At 69.2% G+C, this 6,242-nt stretch carries 7 protein-coding genes and 1 pseudogene; 3 read left to right on the forward strand and 5 right to left on the reverse strand.

Going from position 1 to position 6,242, the window contains the following annotated elements; all coding sequences use genetic code 11:
• From MTQ10_RS26440 to MTQ10_RS26455, 4 genes are all read right to left on the reverse strand, one after another.
• The coding region (locus MTQ10_RS26440) for a DUF2637 domain-containing protein (protein WP_247472676.1) at positions 1 to 376 on the reverse strand (376 nt) is incomplete at its 3' end.
• A 19-nt stretch (positions 377 to 395) separates the two neighbouring features.
• Positions 396 to 566: a hypothetical protein gene (locus tag MTQ10_RS26445; protein WP_247472677.1), complete on the reverse strand. Its 171-nt coding sequence runs from the start codon at positions 564 to 566 to the stop codon at positions 396 to 398.
• An 85-nt stretch (positions 567 to 651) separates the two neighbouring features.
• A complete protein-coding gene (locus MTQ10_RS26450; protein WP_247472678.1) occupies positions 652 to 1,995 on the reverse strand; it encodes an FtsK/SpoIIIE domain-containing protein in 1,344 nt (447 codons plus the stop codon).
• 2 nt (positions 1,996 to 1,997) lie between these two features.
• Positions 1,998 to 2,327 (reverse strand): SCO3933 family regulatory protein, encoded by a 330-nt coding sequence (locus tag MTQ10_RS26455; protein WP_247472679.1) that lies wholly within the window; start codon positions 2,325 to 2,327, stop codon positions 1,998 to 2,000.
• Positions 2,328 to 2,519: 192 nt separating this feature from the next.
• Here MTQ10_RS26455 and MTQ10_RS26460 point away from each other — a divergent pair, with 192 nt between their 5' ends.
• From MTQ10_RS26460 to MTQ10_RS26470, 3 genes and pseudogenes are all read left to right on the forward strand, one after another.
• Positions 2,520 to 2,840, forward strand: a complete 321-nt coding sequence (locus MTQ10_RS26460; RefSeq protein ID WP_247472680.1) for a putative quinol monooxygenase — start codon at positions 2,520 to 2,522, stop codon at positions 2,838 to 2,840.
• Positions 2,837 to 4,072 carry a helix-turn-helix domain-containing protein gene (locus tag MTQ10_RS26465; protein WP_247472681.1) on the forward strand — a complete coding sequence of 412 codons (1,236 nt, stop codon included), beginning with the start codon at positions 2,837 to 2,839 and terminating at the stop codon, positions 4,070 to 4,072. Before MTQ10_RS26460 ends, MTQ10_RS26465 begins: the two co-directional genes overlap by 4 nt.
• 1,021 nt (positions 4,073 to 5,093) lie before the next feature.
• Positions 5,094 to 5,335: pseudogene (locus MTQ10_RS26470) on the forward strand (hypothetical protein); the annotation flags it as partial.
• Here the strand turns inward: MTQ10_RS26470 and MTQ10_RS26475 are convergent.
• Positions 5,296 to 5,904, reverse strand: coding sequence for a nuclease-related domain-containing protein (locus MTQ10_RS26475; protein ID WP_282612622.1), 609 nt, complete (start codon positions 5,902 to 5,904; stop codon positions 5,296 to 5,298). The pseudogene MTQ10_RS26470 and the gene MTQ10_RS26475 overlap by 40 nt on opposite strands.
• Positions 5,905 to 6,242 lie beyond the last annotated feature (338 nt).

Genomic DNA, 6,242 nt, shown 5'->3' on the forward strand with positions numbered 1-6,242 from the left:
AGCGTAGTCTCGTGGGCCCGGTGGGCCGGTGGACGAGGAGGGTGCCGCCGAGGAAGGCCAGGGCGGGCCATCCGGCGACGAGGATGCGCAGCCAGGCCGGGACGTGGCCGAGGTCGAGCAGGCCCGCGGTGGCGACGTTGGCGCCGAGCGAGGCGACGAGGGCCACCAGGAACCAGGACCAGGCCAGCCGGGTGCGTTGGGTGCGCAGCCGTCGCCAGGCGGCGACCAGCAGCAGGTCGACCGAGACCGGATAGGCCCACGCCTTCCAGCCGGACTGCCCGGCCGCCGCGGCCAGGTCGTGCAGATGAGCGAAGGACAGTGCGCCGGCGATCACGGCTTGCACCAGCACGGCATCCGGGCGGAGCGAGCGGGGCACGGTCTTCACCTCCCTTCGGTCAGTCGTCGGCGGGGATCTCGCCGGAGCCCCAGCAGGTCAGGCACGCGGCAGACTGCTGGCCAACGAGGCGGCGCTTGCGGCCGACCAGCACGGCGCTGGAGACGTGGCCGGTGCCCTGGCACTCGGGGCACTTCTTCACCGGGGGCTTGCGGGTCTTGCGCGGGGCCATGAGCGACCTCCTGTCGCGTTTTGGGCATGGCTCGGGTAGGGACGTGGCGCGAGGACGGCCGCGCCGACCGAGGGAGCAGGGAGGGTTACTCGGTGACCGGCTGCGGGATCACCAGCGGCGAAGCCTCATCCGCCGCCGGCGCCGGGCGCACGGCCGGGCGGAACGGGTCCAGGAACGGCAGCTCCGGGGTCAGGTGGGCGAACTCACGGCAGACGGCCGCGGCCTGTTCCGGGGTGGTCTCCGGGGTGCGGATGCGCGACCAGCCGCCGGAGGTGTCGCCAGCCACGGCGACGCCGGGACGGTCCGGGGCGATCGTGGTCACCGCGGCCACGGCGTCCGGGGCGATGTCGCCCAGGCCCATTTCCGCGGTCTGCTTGTCGTTGACGCGGTGCACGACCCGGCCGGTGAGCTGAGCGCGCAGCATGGTCGCGCCCCTGCCCAGTTCGGAGCCGAAGCGCTGCCCGCACACCTCCAGGTAGATGCCGACCGCGCGGGCCATCTGGCCCAGCCGCACGAGCTGCATGACCATGTGGTCGCGCGCCGGCTCCTCCTTCTTGGAGGCCACCAGGAACAGCTCCGCCACCTCGTCGACGAGGACGACCAGCGACACCGGCCGCACCGCACCGGGCAGCGCCCACAGGTCCGACACCCCGTGCTCGGCCAAGAGGTCGAAGCGCGCCTCCATCTCCCGCACCAGGACATCGACCAGATGCCCGGCCGACTCCGGGTCGGTGACCAGCGCGGATAGCCGGGGCGCGTACGCGGTCTGCTCGACACCGCGCTTGCAGTCGATGCCGACCAGCCCGACCGGCAGCCGGGCCAGGCCCTGGATCAGGTTGCGCTGATACATGGACTTGCCGGACTGGTTCGCCCCCAGCGTCAGCGCGTGCGGCACCTTGCGGTAGTCCCGCGCGAAGACCGTGCCGTCCTCCCGCAGCGCCACCGGCACCACCATGTCCCGCGGCTGAGCGGTACGCGGCAGCCGCACCCGCTTGAGCACGTCGTAGCCGGTCATCCGCAGCTCCACGACACCGGGACGGGTCTCCACCACGGTCACCGACCGCACACCCCAGGCGTGGCGCAGCCGCTCACACGAGGCCGCCACGTCGGCCGGCTCCAGGCCAGCGGGCAGCCGGAGGGAGACCCGCAGGCCGGTCGAGGTCGGACGCACCCGACGCACCTTCGGCGGCACCGGCCGCACCTCCCGACGCGCGAGATTGCGGGTCATGAAGGCCCGGAGGCCGGACGGCTGCACGGTCAGCCCGCACACCTCCATCGTGGAGCGGTAGGTGTAGGCGAACCGGCCCCAGGTGGCCGGCAGGCCCACCAGCGACCAGTACACCCGCGGCGCCCGGTGCTTGGCGTAGCCGAGCCCGCCGGCCCCCGCCACCGCTCCCGTGGCCTCCAGCCACAGCGTCACGTCCGCCATGGTCAGGCCGCCGGGGTGATCGCGACCGCGCGGAACGAGATGCCGTGCCGCTTCTGGCCGTTGAACTCGTTCTCCCAGTCCCGGGCCTTCAGGCCCACCACCCGCACCGGCATCCCCGGCTGAAGCCCCTCCGGCAGACCCGTCTCCGGGATGGTCACCTGGTAGAGGTTGCCTTCTCCCTCGTCCGAGACCAGCAGGCCCACCGTCGACAGCGGCGCGTTCGTCTCCCGGTCCATCGCCCGCTCACCCGTCCGGGCGTTGGCCAGCTTCGGCACCGGCGCGGTCGCCACGAACACCACCGCGGTCGACAGGTCGATCTTGAAGGACGGCATTATGGAGTCTCCCTCTTGGGATAAGCCCCGGGCTACGTCGTGATCTTGGCGGATGGCACGTAGCCCGGGGCGCCTTGTTCTTGCGACACCACCGAAGCTACTCGCAGAGAAACTGCGAGTCAACAGAAAAACTGCGACTAGCAGCAGAACTCTGGGTCTGCGAGACTGAGTGCCAAATCAAGGGAGGAAGATATGAGCAATTACGGGCTCTTTGTCCGCTTCACATTGCGCGACGGCGCCGGCGAAGCGTTTGACGCCCTGGTCCGACAGACCGCCGCAGGCATCCAGGCGCACGAGCCCGGCACGCTGGTCTATGCGTGCCACGAGGTCGAGGGCGCCCCCAATGAACGGATCTTCTTTGAGATCTACGCCGATCGAGATGCCTTCGAGGAGCACGAGCGTCAGCCCCACACGCGCCACTTCCTGACGGAGCGCGACAAGTACGTCGAAAAGATCGAGGTGGACCGCCTCCAGCCGTACGCCGGCAAGTACCCCACCGGAGCCGAGAAGTGACGACTGCCGACACCACGGCCCTGGGCCCGAGGGTCAAGGAGCTGCGCCGCGCCGCAGGCATGTCGCAGAGCGACCTTGCCGCCGCGATGGGGCGGTCAGAGAGTTGGGTGTCGCAGGTCGAGAGAGGCGTACAGCCCGTCGAGCGGCTGTCGGTCCTACAAGCCCTGGCCGACGCGCTCAACGTGTCCGTGCGAGAGCTTCGGCCAGACGCTCCCCCAACAGAGGAAGCCAAGCAGGAAACTCAGGCGAGGAGCAACGATCTCGACGGCCTACGGGTAGCCCTCACCGGTCACCCAGCACTGGGCAGCCTCTTTCAGCAGCCGTCGACCGAGCCGACTCCGTCGGTTGCCGACTTTCGTCAGCAGGTGGAAGAGGCGTGGACGCTCGTACACGCATCGAGCTACGCAGCACTCAGCGATCACCTCGCCAAGCTGCTACCCAGCATCGAGACCGCAGTACGCCAGGCGCCACCGGGTGACCGCACGGAGCTTCACTCTCTGCGTGCCAAGGCATACCAGGTGGCTGCAGCCAGCTTCACGCGGCAGGACCAGGCGGATGCGGCGTGGATCGCGGCAGACCGCGCCTTGCAGGCGGCCGAACTGGCGGGCCAGCCGTTGGAGGTGGTCGCAAGTCTGTTTCGCATGGCGCACGCCTTCATGAGGCAGCAGCACATGGAGCAGGCGGAGCAAGCGGCGAGGTCTGCTGTGGCCGTCATGGAGCCGAGGGCAGAAGCACCGACATGCCCGCCGGAAGAACTGTCGCTGTTGGGCGCCATGAACCTGGTCCTTGCGGTGATCAATGCAAGGGAGGGGAACCGGGCGCAGACCCATGAGCACATCGAGCGGGCGCGAGGGATCGCGGCGCGGTTGGGTGAGGACCGCAACGACTTCGACACGGAGTTCGGACCGACGAACGTGGAGATCCACGCCGTAAGCACAGCGGTTGAACTGGGAGATGCGGGGCTTGCCCTGGAGGTAGCCCAGGACATTGACACTTCGGGCCTGTCGCCCGAGCGGCAGTCGCGTTTCTTGCTTGACGTGGCGCGAGCGCACACGCAGCGGCGACACGTCGGCGAGGCCACAGCCGCGATCTTGGAGGCGGAGGCTTTGGCGCCCGAGCAAATCCAGGACCACCACCTTGCCCGCGAGGTCATCCGCGACTTGATCCAGCTCTCCAGTCCCCGAGTGCCCGAAGCCCTACGCGACTTGGCCGAGCGGAGCGCCGTCCTCTAAACCGACCTGTTACAGGTTTCTCTACCTCATCAAGGGCTCGCTTCGCTCGCCGTCGCTCCCGGCCTCCTGAACTGCAAGCAGTCCGATCGAAGATCGAAGGTGCCGCGCACGGCGCGGCGGCGCCGGCCGGTCGCCGTCGCGCCGCCCCTCCTTGCCTTCGTCACCGGGGCCGCGCGCCGTCGCCCGCCCGCGCCCACAAGGGGGCGAAGACCAGGCCGGGGCCGAGGCGAGACGGCACAGCGAAGGTCAGAACCGTCGTGGCTGGGGCGGTCGGCTCCACGGCTTTAGGCAGCCACTTTGGGGCGAGCCTCTAAGATCATGGCCCCAACGTCGTGCTTCACCGGGCAGGTCCACAGACTGCCCGACGCGCCGGAAGCTTACGGGGCCATGATCACTCGCCCCAAAGCAGCTCCAGCCCAAAGCCGCTCCGCCGACCTCAATGGGTCAATGCCGCATGGGAGTTGATCGAGGCTGCTATGATGAGAGTGAAGACACACGAAAGAGCCGTAAGGCGTGTTGTCTCTTGCCGGAGACACGTCTTGCGGCTTTCGCGTGTTCAAGAAGCATTCAAGAGGAGGCGAACACTTGGCAGACCTGACGAGCGAGCCCAGCGAGCACCCCGACTCGAACACCGGGAATAGTACAGCAATGGGACCGACCAATCCAGTCAGGAGCGGATGGGTAGAGGTCATCAACGCCGTGGCCAACCTCACGGTGGCACTGACGGGACTAGCGTCCGTTCTGGTGTCGTTGCGGTAAGTGCCTCACGTCGCGTGCCCCTCTCGTGCCCGGAGGGGGAGGGGCACGCGGGGAATGGCGGGGAGTCAGAGTGACGGTTCCGCGTTTGCCCTGCTCAGGGAACCGCTAGGTCAGCGCCCAGCCGCATACGCGATCTTCCAAACTGGCTACGCGGGTTCGATTCCCGTCGCCCGCTCGGATACGGCTCAGGCCCAGGTGAGGCGGGGTTTCCCGCTCCCTGGGCCTGAGTCGTCCCCGGCGCCGGCCTTGCGCCACGAGCAACGTGCACTTCCTCGTCGAGGAGGTCCGCTCCCGGATGCCGTCGCAGGAGCAGGCAGGCCGACTCCGGCCCTCCGCGGGCACCCTCGTGGTCCTGATCTGCCGCACGCGTTCGCGGACGAGTGCCGCCCCGTCGAGATCGACGAGATCGACGGGGCGCCGCTCGTCTCCGCCGCGTTCGTGCTCGAGTACGACTCGACGCCTGATCAACCGGCCCAGGTGCGCGCATCCCGTGCCACGCCGTAGATGCGCGCGACCTGCTCGGGCGAGAGCGTCGGCGACAGACCCGACAGGACCCGGCCGAGGTCTTCGACCGCAAGGACCAGCACCGGCGGATCGGCATTCTTGACCGTGAGTTTCGCCGCGTGCACCACTGAGATCACAGGACGGACAGGCACCTCCATCCCGCAGCACTGCGACAACACCCGCGAGACGCGCCGCGCCTCGGACCGGCTCACGGCGATGTGCCGGGTCGGCGCGCCGTTCACCGTCAGAGCCGAATCGCCGTACCAGACGGCTTTCCCGCGGTGCCGTTTGGAGTTGACGGCGAAGACGCCTGCGGGACCGATCGCAAGGTGGTCGATGTCCGCACCGCTCGCCCACTGCACGGCATGGAGGACGAACCACCCGTGCCCCCTGAGCCGGTCCAGCACCCGCCCGGTGACCCGCTCCCCGGCGAGCCCGTCGAGCCAGCTCCGTATCTCACCCCCGGACCGCCAGCGACCGACGAACCGCATCACCGGATCGGGCTGCAACTCCCGGATCTTGCGACGCACCGCATCACCCGGCCGATTCAACGCCAAGTCATCCGACAACGGCTCCACCCTGCCCCCTCACTGTCCTCCGACCCACACCACCACGCAGGCCGGAGCAGCGCCAAGAGCCATACCGGCCGGAGCTGTTGCAGGCTTCTCCACCTCGTCAAGCCCAGGCTCCACCCCGGGCATCGCCCTGCCTTCGGCCCGCTCCGCCCGCGCTGCGCCGACGCGCGCCCACTGCTGGATCGGGCCGTAGCCCATGAGGCGAGCACTGCACAAGAACGACCCTGTGTTCATGGGGGACGCCTCCCGCAGGGGGTCGTCCGGGACCGGGATGGAGGGGGCGCCGTGGCCTCGGGTACGGCCCTGAGGTGTTCCCGGGGTCGGTCCGGGGC

The sequence above is a fragment of the Streptomyces sp. XM83C genome (genome assembly GCF_023072675.1).
In the GTDB taxonomy this organism is placed as follows: Bacteria; Actinomycetota; Actinomycetes; order Streptomycetales; family Streptomycetaceae; genus Streptomyces; species Streptomyces thermocoprophilus.